12 protein-coding genes are annotated in these 16278 nt (G+C 46.7%); 9 read left to right on the top strand and 3 right to left on the bottom strand.

Features of this window, described 5'->3' with window-relative positions; all coding sequences use genetic code 11:
• The first annotated feature begins 84 nt into the window (after positions 1 to 84).
• From H8K32_RS01825 to H8K32_RS01835, 3 genes are read left to right on the top strand one after another with little or no spacing between them, the layout of a single operon-like run.
• Positions 85 to 1071 carry an MBL fold metallo-hydrolase gene (locus H8K32_RS01825; RefSeq protein ID WP_186910746.1) on the top strand — a complete coding sequence of 329 codons (987 nt, stop codon included), beginning with the start codon at positions 85 to 87 and terminating at the stop codon, positions 1069 to 1071.
• Between the two features lie 39 nt (positions 1072 to 1110).
• Complete coding sequence (locus H8K32_RS01830; RefSeq protein WP_186910747.1) at positions 1111 to 1584, top strand: (2Fe-2S)-binding protein; 474 nt, start codon at positions 1111 to 1113, stop codon at positions 1582 to 1584.
• Positions 1584 to 3779: a xanthine dehydrogenase family protein molybdopterin-binding subunit gene (locus tag H8K32_RS01835; RefSeq protein WP_186910748.1), complete on the top strand. Its 2196-nt coding sequence runs from the start codon at positions 1584 to 1586 to the stop codon at positions 3777 to 3779. The genes H8K32_RS01830 and H8K32_RS01835 overlap by 1 nt, the downstream gene beginning before the upstream one ends.
• A 78-nt stretch (positions 3780 to 3857) precedes the next feature.
• Here H8K32_RS01835 and H8K32_RS01840 read toward each other — a convergent pair whose 3' ends face one another.
• Genes H8K32_RS01840 through kbl form a run of 3 tightly spaced genes read right to left on the bottom strand, consistent with a single transcriptional unit; the run spans position 3858 to position 7515 of the window.
• Positions 3858 to 5240 carry an L-serine ammonia-lyase gene (locus tag H8K32_RS01840; protein WP_186910749.1) on the bottom strand — a complete coding sequence of 461 codons (1383 nt, stop codon included), beginning with the start codon at positions 5238 to 5240 and terminating at the stop codon, positions 3858 to 3860.
• Positions 5241 to 5288: 48 nt separating this feature from the next.
• Positions 5289 to 6260, bottom strand: a complete 972-nt coding sequence (locus H8K32_RS01845) for an NAD-dependent epimerase/dehydratase family protein (RefSeq protein WP_186910750.1) — start codon at positions 6258 to 6260, stop codon at positions 5289 to 5291.
• Positions 6261 to 6309: 49 nt separating this feature from the next.
• Positions 6310 to 7515, bottom strand: a complete 1206-nt coding sequence (gene kbl / locus H8K32_RS01850; protein ID WP_186910751.1) for a glycine C-acetyltransferase — start codon at positions 7513 to 7515, stop codon at positions 6310 to 6312.
• A 148-nt stretch (positions 7516 to 7663) separates the two neighbouring features.
• On the opposite strand from kbl, the gene H8K32_RS01855 reads away from it, so the two are divergent.
• The 6 genes from H8K32_RS01855 to H8K32_RS01880 all read left to right on the top strand — a co-directional run bounded on the left by H8K32_RS01855 (position 7664) and on the right by H8K32_RS01880 (position 16242).
• Positions 7664 to 8236: a helix-turn-helix domain-containing protein gene (locus tag H8K32_RS01855; RefSeq protein WP_186910752.1), complete on the top strand. Its 573-nt coding sequence runs from the start codon at positions 7664 to 7666 to the stop codon at positions 8234 to 8236.
• 564 nt (positions 8237 to 8800) lie between these two features.
• Complete coding sequence (locus H8K32_RS01860; protein ID WP_186910753.1) at positions 8801 to 10438, top strand: OFA family MFS transporter; 1638 nt, start codon at positions 8801 to 8803, stop codon at positions 10436 to 10438.
• A gap of 163 nt (positions 10439 to 10601) precedes the next feature.
• Positions 10602 to 12911 (top strand): FdhF/YdeP family oxidoreductase, encoded by a 2310-nt coding sequence (locus tag H8K32_RS01865; protein ID WP_186910754.1) that lies wholly within the window; start codon positions 10602 to 10604, stop codon positions 12909 to 12911.
• A gap of 15 nt (positions 12912 to 12926) precedes the next feature.
• Entirely contained in the window at positions 12927 to 13229 is a 303-nt protein-coding gene (locus H8K32_RS01870; RefSeq protein WP_186910755.1) for a hypothetical protein, read from the top strand.
• A 195-nt stretch (positions 13230 to 13424) separates the two neighbouring features.
• Positions 13425 to 14885, top strand: coding sequence for a threonine synthase (gene thrC / locus H8K32_RS01875; protein ID WP_186910756.1), 1461 nt, complete (start codon positions 13425 to 13427; stop codon positions 14883 to 14885).
• Between the two features lie 154 nt (positions 14886 to 15039).
• The gene (locus H8K32_RS01880; RefSeq protein ID WP_186910757.1) at positions 15040 to 16242 is read left to right on the top strand and encodes a hypothetical protein; all 1203 of its coding nucleotides are present in this window, start codon (positions 15040 to 15042) and stop codon (positions 16240 to 16242) included.
• Positions 16243 to 16278: the final 36 nt, after the last annotated feature.

The raw sequence follows: 16278 nt of genomic DNA on the forward strand, positions 1-16278 counted from the left end.
GCTTTTCCTGCTTTATCACATCCCGCTTAACCTGGGTCTGATCGATTTGCATAATAGGATTTTTACTGATCATTGAGGTCCAAAATGAATAACAAGGTTTCTAAAGCGTTGAGATTTGGTCGAAACATCGTTTGCGCTTTGGGTGTGTTAAGCAGTGCGATCGGCGTGATGGACGTCGCTCATGCTGAGGCGCCCTTGGTACGTACTCAAGCACCCGCGTTTTATCGGACGATAGTAGGAAAGTGGGAAGTGACGGCGCTACTGGACGAAAACTCACCCTGGCCAGAAAGCCTTGAGGTCCTGTTCCCTGATTTGAGTAAGGAGCAAAAGCAAGCGTTGCGAGCAAAAACACATTTACAGCCACAGAATGATTTTTCAACGATTGCTTACTTAATTAACACAGGTACGAAATTGATTTTGATTGATGCCGGGGGGCGTGGTTCCGCGCCAACTTACGGACGACTTTTTAACAACATGAAAGCCGCCGGATATCGTCCGGAGCAGGTTGATGATATCTACATTACCCATATGCATGGTGATCATATTGGTGGCTTGTCAGAAAACGGAGTGCGTTCATTTCCAAATGCCTTTGTCCATGCTGATTACCGCGAACTGGCGCAATGGGAAAAGCCAGGAGAAAAAGGTAACGGAGGCGCAAAAACGGTAGTCGCCTTGCTGAAGCCATACATCGACGCCAAAAAATATCAAACCTTTGACGGCGACACGGAATTTTTCTCTGGATTTAGAGCAATTGCAAGTCACGGTCATACCGAGGGGCATAGTTTTTATGTCATCGAAAGTGAAGGGCAAAAAATGGTTTTTTGGGGCGACTTTGTTGTCAATGATAAGGTTCAATTTGAGCTGTTAGATGCGATTCCTCCAGGTGAGGCCGACCCCGCCAAAGGTATCGCGCTGCGTAAGCACCTATTTGCCGAGGCAGCACAACAAGCTTATTTAATTGGTGGTGCGCATTTCTCTTTTCCAGGGATAGGCCGAGTCCGTGATTTAGGTGGTAAATACATTTGGGTACCCATCGATTATGCAGCGATCCCTGCCGCAACTACGAAATAAGTCATTTTTATTGATAATCAAAATGTGAGACGGCTAACGATGATTACTATTACTGTCAATGGAAAAGAGCGGCGCATTCAGGCCGCGGCAGATAAACCTTTGCTGTGGGCTTTACGCGAAGATTTGGGTTTGACAGGCACCAAATTTGGTTGTGGCGCCGCTTTGTGCGGTGCATGTACTGTGCATGTCAACGGCGAGGCAGTCAGAAGTTGCGTACTGCCATTGCAAGCAATTCAAAAGCGTAAAGTTACCACCATCGAAGGTCTCTCGCCTGATCGTGCTCATGTTGTACAGCAAGCGTGGATCGCTCATCAGGTGCCACAGTGTGGCTACTGTCAATCAGGAATGATCATGGCGGCCGCTGCATTATTGGGGCGTACCTCGCAACCGACCGATGCACAAATCGATGATGCAATGACTAATCTATGTCGGTGTGGAACATACACAAGAATACGTGCAGCAATTCACAGCGCGGCGGCGGCTTTGGCGCAAACAACGTCAGAGGGGACATGATGAACGCTCCCTCAATGCCGTCACGTCGACTTTTTATCGGCTCCAGTGTGGTAGCTGGCGCCTGGATTTTAGGTGTGTCAAATATAAGTGCCAGCAACGATGCACAGGCACAAGAATTAAAGGTAGAGCCTGTCAAATCGCCGTTTGATTTTTGGTTGAAATTTACCGCCAGCGACGAAGTCATTGCCTATACAACCGTGACAAGTTTAGGACAGGGTACCTTTACGTCGATCGCACAAATTGTTGCCGAAGAATTGACGCTGTCTATGGAAAAAATTCATGTCGAACACGCTCCCGTGATTGCTGAATTTCATCAAAATCGTGGTGGTGTACCACCAGGTATAACGACTTTCGGTAGCAGGGGATTCATCGCTGCGCGCATTACGATTGGATCAGCTTGCGCTGCGGCGCGTGACATGTTGTTGCTTGCAGCTTCTCAGCTTTGGCAGGTGCCACTTGAAGAATGCATTTTGCAATCTGGCACTGTTTATCATCAATCAACCCGACGACTGCTTGCGTTTAGTCAGCTTTTTGATATTGCTGCGACACTCCCGGTGCCCCAAAAACCTAAAGTGAAAGAACCGAAGGATTGGCAAGTGTTAGGTAAATCGACGCCTCGTGCGGACATACCTTCGCGGGTTAATGGTTCTGCAATTTTTGGTATAGATGTTATGCCTCAGGGCTTGCTTTATGCAGCAGTGATGCATGCACCGCGTTTTGGCGAGAGTCTTGTTGGTGTTGATCAGCGCCCGGCACTCAAGTTGAAAGGTGTGCACAAGGTTGTCGTGTTGTTTAGCGCCGTTGCAGTGGTGGCGGATAGTTATTGGACGGCAACTGTCGCTTTGAAATTATTGAAACCGGTATGGCGTGCAAGCAATAAACCTGTTCTCGATTCTGAGCAAATGAGTGCGGCATTGTTGGATGCTGTAACGAAGGGGGATGGCTTGCCATTCCCAAGCGCACGTCGACAAAACGTTGATGGCACTGCAGCTGCATTAACAAAAGCGGCACATATAATCGATACAACTTTTGAGGCGCCGTTTTTGGCACATGCGACGATGGAACCTATGAATGCGACCATCGAAGTGAGTCGAAATCGCGCTCAAGTATGGATATCCACACAAAGTCAATCCGATACACAACGCGGTATCGCAGAAGCCTTGGGTTTGAAGGTTGAGCAAGTCACTTTGCATTCGCAACATGTCGGTGGCGGCTTTGGTCGCCGCTTAGAGCACGATTTTGCAATCGAAGCTGCGTTGATTGCAAAAGACATCGGTGCACCTGTGAAAACAATTTGGTCGCGCGAAAACGATACGCGAGCCGGTTACTATCGGCCAATGACGACAGCACGTTTGCGTCTCGCTTTAGATGATCAGTTTATGCCGATGGCACTGCGAACCGATATGGCAAGCCCATCCTTATTAGCTTACAGCAAGGTGACTAATGGCCCCGCGATAAAGGGTTATGACTGGAGCACAATCATGGGGTTATTTGGTCTGGCCTACCCGATTCCTACAATGGATACTCGTTGGGATAACATCGATTTTGGCGTACCTTGTGGATATTGGCGCTCGGTGGGTAATTCTCAGAACACGCTTTTCATTGAGCAAACCTTAGAATTGGCCGCACGTGCTGCTGGGGAAGATTCAATTGCATATCGTCGTCGTTTATTGCGTAATCACCCACGAGCTTTGGGTTTTATCAATCAGTTCGCCGAGCATGCGAAATGGGATGCGCCGTTGGTGCCAAACAGTTTTCGCGGTTTCGCCATGAATGGAACCGGGGAAGATTTATATAGCGCTCACATTGTCGAAATAGAAGTGCTTGCACCGGGTAAATTTAAATTGTCCAAAATATTTGCAGCGATCGATCCGGGAATCGTGGCTAACCCAAAAATGGTCGAAGCGCAGATGCAAGGCGGTACTTATTTTGGATTGAGCGCTGTCCTGTTTGGTGAGATTAGCTTTAAGAATGGTATGGTTGAGCAGGGAAATTTTGATACCTACCGACTCATGCAGATGGCCAACGCACCAACTATCGATGTGCTGGTCATGAGTCGGGGAACGGAAATAGCAGGCGTTGGCGAAGAAGGACCGCCATCTATTATTGCTGCCGTGGCAAATGCGCTATTAGCTGCCGGAGGCAAACCGATTGTGCGTTTGCCGGTTAACTATTCCGGCTGGGAATTGGCTTAGCATGTATTGATCTGAATCCAATGGCTCCCACGGATCGTCCTGGGAGCCACTTTCATTCACACTAAACCTCAGCTTACTTTAGCAAGCCGCGTAATTGACCGTGACGACGTGAATAGCTAGGCCGCCCAATGAAGTTTCTTTGTACTTTGCTTGCATGTCATAACCTGTTTGACGCATGGTTTCAATCGCATCATCAAGGGTTACTTTATGCGTGCCATCGCTACGAAGTGATAACGAGGCCGCAGTAATGGCTTTTACCGCACCCATGCCATTGCGTTCTATGCAGGGGATTTGTACCAATCCACCGATAGGGTCGCACGTCATACCCAAGTGATGTTCGATACCTATCTCTGCTGCTGCTTCAATTTGTTCATTGGTGCCACCTAATGCGGCAGTCAATCCGGCAGCTGCCATCGCGCAAGCGACACCGACTTCGCCCTGGCAACCAATTTCAGCACCAGAGATCGATGCATTTTTTTTGCACAGCATGCCAATTGCGGAGGCGGCGAGCAGGAAATTTCGAATTCCTTGTTCCGGATTGCTTGGTTTGCAGTCTTCAGCGTAGTAGCGCAATACGGCAGGAATAATGCCTGCAGCACCGTTGGTTGGTGCTGTGACGACACGACCACCTGCAGCATTTTCTTCGTTGACGGCCATGGCATACAAGCTCACACGGTGCAAGCCATCGTGTGGCAACACGTCGGTCGTTTCATTCGCAGTGCGCCACAATTTGGCCGCGCGGCGTTGTACATGCAGGCCACCGGGCAATTCACCTGTGAGTTGCAGGCCGCGTGAAATACAGCCTTTCATGACATTCCAGATTTTATCCAGGCCTGCATTTAATTCATCGTCGCTGCAATGGACGATTTCATTACCGCGCAGCATGGTCGTGATGGACAGTCCAGTGCGCTGGCCGTGTGCCAATAAATCCGCCATCGTTGAAAATGGGAAAGGTACAGGTTTGCTATCGACATCTTTACCCGCATCAGGGTTTTCTAATTCTTCTGCTGAATAGATAAAGCCGCCGCCAGTTGAGTAGTAGGCTTTTTCTTCGACGCTACCGTCTTTGTGCGTCAGGATGAACTTCATGCCATTTGGATGACCGGGCAATACTTCTTGTTTATGCCAGAGAATATCGACGGCAGGATCGAATGTGACCGGATATTCACCGAGCAAATGCATTTTATGCGTGCTATTGAGTAGCGCCAGTTTTTCTTCAACGCTTTCTGGTGCGACTTCTTGCGGGGTTTCGCCCATCAAACCCAACATGACTGCTTTATCTGTGGCATGACCAGTTCCTGTTAGGGCTAAAGAGCCGTAAAGCGCAACCTGGACTTTTTCAGCCTGGAACAGATTTTTTGATTCCAGCAAAAAACGGCGCGCCGCCAGCATAGGGCCAACCGTATGGGAACTGGATGGACCCACGCCTATTTTAAATAAATCGAATACACGCATGTCCATCGTTTGTTCCTCTTTGTCTCAAATATTAAATTTATTATGTATCGCTATTTATGCTGCCTTATTCAACTCCTTAGTTTCTATACGCACGTTTTTCAACATGTCTTCTACTAAGTGTTGTAAGCCTACCTTTGCTTGCCAGCCCCAGTCTGCACGCGCTTGATTGTCGTCCAGACTTTGTGGCCAGGACGCAGCGATCGCCTGGCGGCTGTCTGGTGCGTAGTGTATTTCAAATGCGGGCAAATTTTGTTTGATTGCAGCGGCTAATTCACGTGGATTGAAACTTAAACCCGCAACATTATACGAAGAACGTATAGAAAGTTTGGTGGCAGGTGCATCCATCAAAGAAATCGTGGCGTGAATCGCATCTGGCATGTAGATCATAGGCAATGTTGTTTCCGCTTCCAGGAAGCAACTGTATGCTTCACCACGTAATGCGGAATGGAAGATTGCAATCGCGTAATCAGTCGTTCCACCGCCCGGAGGAGATTTGAAGCTGATAATGCCTGGATAGCGGATACTGCGTACATCAACGCCATATTTTTCAAAATAATATTCGCACAAACGTTCACCCGCTAATTTGCTGATGCCGTAAATGGTGCTTGGATCCATCACCGTGTATTGCGGTGTGTTGACTGCTGGTGTGTTTGGACCAAAAGCGGCAATTGAAGAAGGCCAGAATACTTTCAATGGTTTGCCAGCTTCGCCACGGATGCGCGCCAACTCAAGGATGTTGAGCAGGCCATCCATATTCAGTTCCCAGGCTTTCAATGGCGCTTTTTCACCAGTTGCCGACAACAAAGCCGCCAATTGATAGACCTGTGTGACTTCGTATTTCTCAACAACTTCAGCAATACGTTCCGCGTTCAGAACGTCAATTACTTCGTAGATTGCTGCGCCATACAAGCTGTTTTGTGTGATGTCTGCCGCGATTACATTTGCGGCGCCATGTTGGTTGGCTAATGCTTCAACCAGCTCGCTACCGATTTGGCCGTTAGCGCCGATAACTAAAATTTTTTCCATGGTGTTTCCTGATAATCTGTAATAACGAATATAACGAATCTGATTGTATTTACTTAATTAAGCCCAATTCACGACCAGCTTGAGCAAAGGCGGCGAGAGCGGTATTGAGTTGTTCTATGCTATGTGCTGCGGACAATTGCACGCGCACACGCGCTTGTCCCATTGGTACGACCGGATAAAAGAAACCGGTGACAAAAACACCGAGCTCATAAAGACGCGCAGCGAATTTTTGCGCCACAGGTGCGTCAAATAGCATTACTGGAACAACTGGATGCGTGCCGGGTTTGATGGTGAAACCTAAAGCGACGATCTCACGGCGGAAGTGTTCGGTGTTGGCATGCAGGCGATCACGCAATTCTGTTGACGAAGACAAACGCTGCAAGACGGACAGAGATGCGCCGGCGATGGATGGAGCTAAAGTATTCGAGAACAGGTAAGGGCGTGATTTTTGGCGCAGCGTATTAATCACTTCTTTGCGGCCAGCAGTAAAGCCACCCATAGCTCCACCTAATGCTTTGCCCAGCGTGCCGGTGATGATGTCAATTTTGCCGATGACATTGTGATGTTCATGCGTACCACGACCTGTCGCGCCCATGAAGCCAGACGCGTGGCATTCATCGATCATGACTAAAGCATCATATTTGTCTGCCAGTTCGCAAATCTTGTCGAGCTGGGCAATCGTGCCATCCATTGAGAACACGCCATCAGTCACGATGATGCGATGACGTTTGTCGGCGGCTGCTTGTAATTGCACTTCCAGATCGGCCATGTCGTTGTGCGCATAGCGATAACGCGCTGCTTTGCACAAGCGAATGCCATCAATAATGGACGCATGATTCAATGCGTCAGAGATAATCGCGTCATTTTCATCGAACAGAGGTTCAAATACACCGCCGTTGGCATCGAATGCCGCTGCATACAAAATGCAATCTTCTGTACCGAGGAAGCTGGCAATAGCTTGCTCTAATTGTTTGTGTACTGTTTGTGTGCCGCAGATGAAACGCACAGAAGAAAGGCCATAGCCAAATTTTTCAGTCGCTTCTATCGATGCCTGCACCATGGATTCATCACCAGATAAACCTAAATAGTTGTTGGCACATAAGTTAATCAGTGTGCGGCCATCATCACAGACGACTTCTGCGCCTTGGCGTGAAGCAATAATGCGTTCTTTTTTGAACAAGCCTTGTTCGCGTAAGTTATCAAGATTACCAGCAAGATTGCTGATGAAGTGTTGTCTGGAAGTGTTGGTGCCCATGATTGTCTCCGGAATATAAGGGAAGCTAAACTAAAGCTGTTAAACTTATGCTAAATTATTTCCCAAACATCTTGAAATTTCGATATTGAGAACTAAAGTTCAATATATCGAATATTAATCGTACTTTTTTAATGGTGCAATAGTCTGTATGAAAAAAGTTTTGTTGAATACGCCTCCTGAAGTTGGCGCTACTTTGCAAAAAATGCGTCTGGAACGTGGATTGACTCTGGAAGACCTGTCGCGTACGGCAGGTGTTTCTAAGTCGATGTTGTCACAAATAGAACGTGAAAAAGCCAATCCCACCATTGCTGTGACTTGGCGCTTAGCCAATGCTTTAGGTGTTTCTATTGCGGAATTATTATCTTCTGAAGGGCCAAAATTAGACGAGATACGTTTATTGGAATCTCATGAAACACCAACTTTACCCGGAGAGCATGCTGGCTATACCTTGCGTATATTGGGTCCTATGGAATTAGCTGGCAAATATGAATGGTATGAACTCACGCTGGCTCCAGGTGGTGCGTTGGTCTCGAATTCGCACGACCCCGGCGCCAGTGAGCATTTGACGGTCTTGCATGGCAGCGTTGAGGTCGAAGTAGAGACGAGTCGTAGAAAAGTCAAAGTAGGGGCAACTGCACGCTACGACGCCGATAAAAATCATGCGATTAAGAATGTCGGTAAAACTGAAGCAAAGGCCTTGTTAGTTGTTATTCATCGTTAACAGTTGACACAGATAGGTTTTACTGAAAACTTTCAGTATCTTATTTATCCCCAATAAATTGTCCCTTATAAAAATAGGCCTCATGTGATTCTGGCCTATTGCGGCGGGGATGGTCGCACGTTTCTCTAGTTGACACTCCTGTACGCCCCATTCAATTTTTAAATTCTCGATGTGCTCGACATCGCCATAGTTTTTCGCATTTTCTTTGTTATTTTAGTAGTCAACTCCAGCGACTAACTTTCCCCTTGAAACATTTGCTTACTAAAAAAGAAGCCAAATTCCTCATTTTTGTTGCTTAATGAACATATTTCGTTGTTTCAATTGTTGCAATTTGTAAATAATACTTACACAATAGAAAGTTATTCTTTGTTAATGTTTATGTGTAATTTTTTTTGCATCTTGAAGATAAGATAAATTAGTTTTTCTTTTAGTTTATTTTGCAGTGGTAATTGGTTTTAAATCTTAGTGACCCCCAGGGCTTGTCTGCAATTGTTTCAATCGGTATTTCAAAAGACGGTTGAAACTCTTGTGAGAGGCCCTAATTTATTTTAAAGGGCAGTACGCATGTCTCAGTATAGTTTGTTGTCGAAAGAGCGCACCATTGCGAGCAATCATTTCAACCGGTGGCTAGTGCCTCCAGCAGCCTTGGCAATTCATTTGTGCATTGGTATGGCATATGGCTTTTCAGTTTTTTGGTTGCCGTTGTCAAGGGCGATTGGAATCAAGAACCCGCTCGCATGCCCGAAAGAAATGGGCTTGTTAGAAGAATTGTTTGCGAATAATTGCGATTGGAAGATTTCTTCTCTGACGTGGATCTACACCCTGTTTTTTGTTTTTCTGGGTAGTTCCGCAGCCTTGTTTGGCAAATGGCTTGAACATGCTGGACCGCGAAAAGCCGGAGTGGTTTCTGCACTTTGCTGGTGTGGAGGATTGGTGCTTTCAGCATATGGTGTTTATATTCACCAGATGTGGCTGATGTGGTTGGGATCCGGTGTTATTGGTGGTATTGGCTTGGGGTTGGGTTATATCTCACCAGTGTCGACGCTGATTAAATGGTTCCCAGATCGTCGTGGTATGGCGACAGGTATGGCAATCATGGGTTTCGGCGGTGGCGCGATGGTCGGTGCACCAATGGCTGACTATTTGATGCGAATGTTCGCAACGCCAAGTTCGGTCGGTGTCTGGCAAACGTTTTTGTGTATAGCCGCCGTGTACTTCGTGTTTATGATGGCCGGTGCTTTTGCTTATCGTGTGCCGCCTGCTGGATGGGTTCCGGCAGGATGGGTTCCGCCAGTTGCTAAGTCAAAAAATGCAATGATCTCCTCACGTCATGTTGATCTTGCGACCGCATGGAAGACCCCGCAGTTTTGGCTCATTTGGGGTGTGTTATGTCTGAACGTTTCTGCTGGTATCGGTATTCTTGGTATGGCTTCGCCACTGTTACAAGAAATTTTTGCCGGAAAGCTGTTAGGGGTCGATCTTGCTTTTAATGATTTAAGCACGGAACAAAAAGCGCAGGTTGCTACAATTGCTGCTGGCTTTACTGGTCTTTTGTCATTATTTAATATTGGTGGGCGCTTTTTTTGGGCTTCATGCTCCGATTACCTGGGACGAAAAGCGACATACTTTATTTTCTTCGTACTCGGTTTCGCTTTGTATGCTGCGATTCCTAGTGTTGGTAAAGCTGGTCATCTCGCGTTGTTTGTTCTTTCTTTCTGCATTATTTTGTCAATGTATGGCGGTGGTTTCGCGACTGTTCCTGCCTATCTGGCAGATATGTTTGGTTCGCAAATGGTGGGTGCCATCCACGGGCGCTTATTGACGGCCTGGGCTACAGCCGGCGTATTGGGGCCCTTGCTTATTACCTATATTCGCGAATATCAAATTGCGCATGGCGTCGCCAAAGCGCAAGCTTATGATGTGACGATGTATATTCTTGCTGGTATGTTATTGCTGGGATTTATTTGTAATTTATTGGTCAAACCTGTGGCGAGTGATAAATTTATGAGTGAGTCAGAATTGGCTGCTGAGCGTCAATTGGTCCGTACGCAAGAATCTGTATCGCAGATTAAAGTTGGTAGCGCACAATCAGCTTTTTCAAGTAGTCCGGTCCTATTGAGTTTATCGTGGGCGGGTGTGGGTATTCCAATGTTGATAGGTATTTGGCTTACGTTCCAAAAGGCGCAAGTTTTGTTTAAATAAATCGCTGCTTAGCAACGAATAGAAACAAAATAAAGGTAGAAATAATACAAAAGCGGCGGGTAGGCTGAAATTGGGAATGAAGGACGTATTTCAAACCAATAACGCCTCTCGCCGTTTTGATCGTCACTGATGGTGTAATGCATTAAAAATAGCAGGAGAAGTAATGAGTAAAAAGGTAATTCAGGTTTATGATCGTCCTGCAGGTGGCTGGGGTGCTCTAAAAAGTGTTGCACAACAAATATTTGAGCAAGGAATACCTGGAAAAGGCGCTCGTACTTTATTGTCAGCAAACCAGCCCGATGGTTTCGATTGCCCTGGATGTGCATGGCCGGATGCTGACCATACGTCGACCTTTGAATTTTGCGAGAATGGTGCCAAAGCAGTCGCCGCTGAATCTACCGCTCGTCGGGCCACACCTGAATTTTTTTCTGATTACACGGTACAACAACTAAGCGAAAAATCTGACCATTGGTTGGAGGCTCAGGGGCGCCTGACACATCCGCTCCAGTACGACAAAGCCAGCGATAAATATAAGCCAATTGCCTGGGATGCTGCGTTTGATTTGATCGCTGGACATTTGAATACCTTGCCGTCACCCAATGACGCGATTTTTTATACTTCCGGTCGAACCAGTAATGAAGCGGCGTTTTTATACCAGCTATTTGTGCGCGAATTTGGCACCAATAATTTCCCTGATTGTTCGAATATGTGCCACGAACCATCAGGTTTTGCTATGCGTGAAGCGATTGGTATAGGTAAGGGCACCGTACTATTAAGCGATTTCCAAAAAACTGACGCGATTTTTATCTTTGGACAAAATCCGGGTACGAATCATCCGCGCATGCTGGGCGAATTGCGAGCTGCATCGAAACGCGGAGCGGCGATCGTGTCGTTTAATCCATTACGTGAACGCGGCCTGGAGAAATTTCAGGATCCGCAAGCAATGGGGGAAATGTTGAGCGGGCAAGCGACCTCCATTTCTTCTGATTACGTGCAGCTAAAAATTGGCGGCGATCTTGCCGCTGTCAAAGGAATTATTAAAGCCGTACTAGAGGCAGATAGTGTCGCTCTTCGTAACGGTCTGCCGCGCATCATTGACGTGGCATTTATCGCTGAACATACGTCACATTTCGATACTTTTGTTAAAGATGTGGAGGCCGAATCCTGGGATGCGATCACGACCGAATCCGGTTTGAGTAAAACGCAACTACAAGCCGTGGCAAATACCTATATGTCGGCAAAGAGTGTGATTGCCTGTTGGGGGATGGGTATTACACAGCACAAGCATTCTGTTGCCACGATACGGATGATCGTTAATTTGTTGCTGTTGCGCGGAAATATTGGTCGGCCTGGTGCGGGCCCATGTCCGGTACGTGGACATAGCAACGTCCAGGGTGACCGCACCATGGGGATTAATGAAAAACCGAGCGCCAGCTTTTTGAAACGCTTGGGTGAGGTATTTGATTTTGTGCCACCCGTCGAACATGGCTATGATACGGTTGGCGCTATTGAAACAATGCTCGCGGACAAAAACAAAGTTTTCTTTGCTATGGGTGGAAATTTTGCTACCGCTACGCCAGATACAGAATTAACCCATCGCGCTTTAAAGCAATGTGCATTAACCGTTCATGTCACGACGAAATTAAACCGCAGTCATCTGATTTGTGGTCGCGATGCGTTAATTTTGCCATGTCTTGGGCGGACTGAAATTGATGTTCAGGCCAGCGGGCAGCAAGCAGTGAGCGTTGAAGACTCTATGAGTATGGTGCATCTGTCTTCTGGGATTAATCCGCCAGCATCGCCTCATCTTTTGTCAGAACCGATGATAGTCGCCCGCTTGGCGCATGCGACCTTAAAGCAAAAATCAAAAACTGACTGGATGGGTTTAGTTGCTAATTACGATAAAATCCGCGAAAAAATTGCTGAAGTATTTGTTGATTTTTCTGATTTTAATCAGCGTGTCAAAGTGCCGGGTGGCTTTCATTTGCGTAATACAGCGAGTGAACGAATCTGGATCACGGCGACTGGTAAAGCAAATTTTTATGCATATCAGGTACCACGCGATTTGCCGATACACAAGGCACGCCAGAATCAAGTCGCACCAGTCTTTAATTTGGCGACGATACGTTCTCATGACCAGTACAACACAACCGTGTATGGCTTAAATGATCGGTATCGCGGCGTATTTGGTGAGCGCAGAGTACTGTTTATCAATAAAGAAGATATCGCACAATTGTCTATGCAAGCCGGTGACTGGGTGGACTTAGTGAGTGTGGCAGAAGACGGGACTCGACGCGAGGCAAAACGCTTTATGTTGGTTGGGTACAATATTCCTCTTGGGTGTCTGGCGGCGTATTTTCCTGAAACGAATGGCTTGGTGCCTTTATCAAGTTTTGCGGATAATGCAAGAACGCCAACGTCCAAATCGATTCCTGTCATGCTCAGTGCGCATATTGAAGAGTGTCCGGCTTAAAAGATGGAAATTGCAATGACAAGCAATCCGGATGAGGCAGAACTGGCTATGCTAAAGCTTGCTGATATGGTCGTAACTGAATTGCATCACCATTCACGACCACAATCAGCGCTGAGTATTGCTAAACGTCTCAAGATCAGAATGAGCACGCTGATGCGCTGTTTGGCATATCTTGGTGACGCAGAAATCGATGGACAGCGTGGCTTGGGATGGGTGTTATTGCATCAGGATGACGATCGTCTGCTGTTGAGTTTGTCAGATCGGGGTCGCTCTGTGTGCGATGATAATGCGGCTCAGGCAGATGAGTCTGTTCGATGACGATAGATTCGGTCGTAGGGTAAAGGATCTCACTACAATCCGCTACTGTTGTGTATATGTAGTTGTAATACCTGATTGCCGAACGAAACTCATAAAATTCTGGGTTTTCACCGAATTAGCGTTGGTTTGAGGCTGTTAAGGGCGATATAATGGAAAGATTATTCGTCTAACTACTCAAACTTTTTCTGTCATTTTATGCAATACGCTTCTACTCGCGGGCATGCCGCAGAACAAACTTTTTCTGAAATCCTGTTAGGTGGGCTGGCGCCGGATGGTGGCTTGTATCTTCCTTGCGAGTACCCGCAGGTCAGCGCTGATGAACTCAATACTTGGCGTAAATTGTCTTATGCCGATCTGGCTTTTGCAGTATTGAGTAAATTTGCGACCGATATTCCTGCCGTCGATTTAAAAGCAATTACTGATAAGACCTATACCTCAGTCGTGTATTGCAATGCTCGAACTGGCGAGGATGCTGCACAGATAACACCTTTGCGCGTGTTAGAGTCATCAGAGCAAAGAAGTTTGCTATTGCAGGCTTTATCAAATGGCCCAACGCTGGCATTTAAAGACATGGCGATGCAATTGTTGGGCAATTTGTTTGAATATACCTTGGCAAAAAACAATGCTGAGTTAAATATTTTCGGTGCGACTTCCGGCGATACCGGCAGCGCCGCTGAATACGCGATGCGTGGCAAAAAAGGTATCCGCGTTTTCATGCTCTCTCCGCACAAAAAAATGAGCGCATTTCAAACAGCGCAAATGTTTAGTTTGCAAGACCCGAATATTTTTAATATCGCAGTCGAAGGCGTCTTTGACGATTGTCAGGATATGGTCAAGGCCGTCTCGAATGATTTGGGATATAAACAGCAACAAAAAATTGGCACAGTCAATTCCATCAACTGGGCTCGTGTTGTGGCGCAGGTTGTCTACTATTTCCGCGGCTATCTGAGCGCAACGACAAGTAATGACCAAAAAGTGTCATTCACTGTTCCATCCGGCAATTTTGGAAATATTTGTGCAGGCCACATCGCGCGCATGATGGGGTTGCCGATTGAAAAATTGGTCGTGGCAACCAATGAAAATGACGTGCTTGATGAATTTTTCCGCACTGGCATTTATCGCGTGCGCAAATCGGCAGAAACCTGGCATACCACCAGCCCATCGATGGATATCTCCAAAGCCTCTAATTTTGAACGTTTTGTGTTTGATTTATTGGGCGGTGACGCTGCTCGCGTCAAAGCGCTTTTCAACAAAGTGGAAACCCAAGGCGGATTTGACTTATCTGGTCAGCCGGGTAGCGACGGTGACGAATTTCAAAAAATCGCACAATTCGGTTTTGTATCTGGAAAATCGGTCCATGCAGATCGTTTGAAAACTATCTGCGCTGTAGAAAAGAATTACAGCATCACGATTGATACACACACCGCAGATGGTATTAAAGTCGCGTTAGAACACACGGAACCAGGCGTGCCTATGATCGTGCTGGAAACTGCTTTGCCAGCCAAGTTCAACGAGACAATCAAAGAAGCGCTGGGACGTGATGCTGAGCGTCCGGTGGGTTTTGAAAACATCGAATCTTTGCCGCAGCGATTTACAGTGATGTCGACAGATGTGACGAAAATGAAGGCATTTATCGCTGAAAAAACGGGGTTGTGAATTTTATCCCGTGATGGTTTTGGCTTACCGCGTAGGGCGGGTGCGATCCGCTCTTTTTCATGAATGACGGCGACAATGAATTTGGCGGGTTGCGCCCATCCTATAAATGTTGGGTCTGTGCTTAACTTTTTGCTTGCCTCATTCTGACAAAGCTATGAACCATTTCCTTTACCCTAAAACATATCGCACACCTGTGTGGCAACGATTGCTGATTACGGGCTTTGGACTCTTCTTTTGTTTTCTCAGTGCGATGCTGCTCACAACAGCGTTTGGTGGTGCTGAGTCGCTCATACCTTTTGGGCTGTTTTTTTTATTGCTAGGCTTGTTATTGCCAATCTTTGTGCTTAGCACGAAACTGGTTTTGTATGAGGATAAAATTGAGCAGGCTAATCTGTTTAGCAGTCGTGCACTATATCGGCATGAGATTCTAGGTTACCGGCGTCGGATAGTTAAAAATGCGACGATGATTGATTTGCTGCCGCATCGCCCTGAACAAAAAAAGATCACGGTATCCAGACAGTATGTGGATGATGCAAAGTTCATCGAATGGCTCAACGGCCTCCGTAATCTGGATGAAATTGACGAGCTGGCAGCCGCTAAAGAAATTGAACAAGACGTCAGTCTGGGCGCTACTCCGGAAGAGCGTACTGCCAAAATAAAACGTTGGCGCCAGATGCTCAATGTAGTGACGTATGGTTATTTTGCCGTGATCATACTGCTGTTCTTTATGCCTTTGTCTAAAAGCATCCTGATCATTTGCCTGATGGCGAGCCCTTTAATATGTATTGGTCTACTTGCGTACTCCAGGCATTTCACGATCATCGAGTTAGATAAAGCGAGTTTGTTGCGTAAGCTGAATTTGCAGCCGTTATTGATGTTTTCCTCGGTTGCTTTTTATCCTGTATTGCTAGGTATTCGCCCAGGTCTGGCGAGTTTGCCTTTGCATTGGCAAAAGCCTTTGGTGTTGGCATTGGTCTGCGGCATCTTGCTGACACTCTTGGTGATTAATTTTTCACGCGGAGCTAAAATCACGTGGGCAGGTATTTTTGCTATCCTGCCGCCATTAGTCGTCTATGCGGGCGGTGTTTCTGTTTTGCTCAATGCTGAACTGGACCACAAAGAATCTACCAGCTATCGTTTAACTGTGATCGGTAAACATATGACGACGGGGAAGGGTGCGGCAAATTATCTTGATGTAAGTAGCTCTGATGCGGAGTATCCCGGAGATACCTCATTCAAAGTTTCTCGTGAGTTGTATGACAGCATGCAGCAAGGTGGCCACATTTGTGCCAAGATCCATCCCGGCGCCTTTTCTATGGCCTGGGAAAATGTGGTCCCTTGTGAAAACAATCAGTAGTGTTGTATATGTCGGTAGGTAGGGTCTGGTGCAACC

Origin of the sequence: Cognatundibacterium jejuense (assembly GCF_014284255.1) — a bacterium.
Classification (GTDB): domain Bacteria; phylum Pseudomonadota; class Gammaproteobacteria; order Burkholderiales; family Burkholderiaceae_D; genus Undibacterium; species Undibacterium jejuense.